At 49.1% G+C, this 1,119-nt stretch carries 1 protein-coding gene; it reads left to right on the forward strand.

Annotated features, from left to right (window positions below; translation table 11 throughout):
* Positions 1-1,091 (forward strand): IS3 family transposase gene (locus PY479_RS17560; protein ID WP_275484544.1). Its coding sequence is split into 2 segments (ribosomal slippage), with 1,092 coding nucleotides annotated over them: positions 1-202 and positions 202-1,091; the frame shifts between segments, so codons are not numbered across the junction. This gene is flagged as partial in the annotation.
* Between the last annotated feature and the right edge of the window lie 28 nt (positions 1,092-1,119).

The raw sequence follows: 1,119 nt of genomic DNA on the forward strand, positions 1-1,119 counted from the left end.
GGCATAACCCCGAGTCTATTGTTTAAGTGGAAAAAGCTCATGCAAGATGGTGGTATGTCTGCTATCCAGTCTGGTGACGAAGTCGTCAGTGCTGCAGACCATAAGGCGCTTCAAAAGAAAGTGAAACAGCTTGAGCAGTTGCTCGGCCGTAAAACGATGGAAACCGAAATTCTAAAAGAGGCGCTGGAGATAGCCCAGTCAAAAAAGTTGATATCGCGCATGCCATTGCTACCACCGGACGATTCCCTGTCCTCCGAGTAGCTGCGGCTCTTGGCGTGTCGCGTTCGAACTTATACCAACGTTTGTCCGTGCGCCGAGAAGGCCGCTCAGTACGCTACAACAAGGCTGATGATGCGCTGTTATTGCCGTTAATAATCGACATCTGCGAGGAGCGTGGAAGCAACGGCTATCGCCGGATTACTGCGCATTTAAATCGCCAGTTGAAAGCAGAGCAGCATGTAATTACGCGAGTGAATCCAAAACGCGTCTATCGCCTGATGCAACAAAACAACTTGCTGTTACGCAAACATACCGGTCGTGTAAGTGAGCACCGCGCTCATGACGGTCAGGTTATTACGTTGCACCCAAACACTCGCTGGTGCTCAGATGGCTTTGAAATAACGTGCTGGAACAAAGAAAAAGTGCGCGTGGCATTTAGCTTAGATTGCTGTGATCGTGAAATTATGAGTTATGTAGCCACAACGACGGGTATCCGCGCTGACATGGTTCAAGACATTTTGGTTGAAAGCATGGAACAGCGCTTCGGAGATGTCCGAGAGTTGCCACATACCGTCGAATGGTTAACCGATAATGGCAGTTGTTATATCGCCGAAGAAACACGGCAGTTCGCCAAGTCACTCGGTTTTAAGGTGTGCACGACGCCAGTTAGAAGCCCGCAAAGCAATGGCATGGCAGAAGCTTTCGTGAAGACGTTTAAACGAGATTATGTATACCTGAACGACCGTCCAGACGCAGCCACGGTGCTTGCAAAGCTCGCTGAATGGTTTGACGATTACAACAATTACCACCCACACAGTGGATTGAAAATGATGTCACCTAGAGAGTATCGAGCTCTTAAAGTGGCGAGTTAAGCTGTCCGTTTTGGTGGGGGCAACTACA

It is taken from the genome of Shewanella sp. A32 (assembly GCF_029167175.1).
GTDB lineage: Bacteria > Pseudomonadota > Gammaproteobacteria > Enterobacterales > Shewanellaceae > Shewanella > Shewanella yunxiaonensis.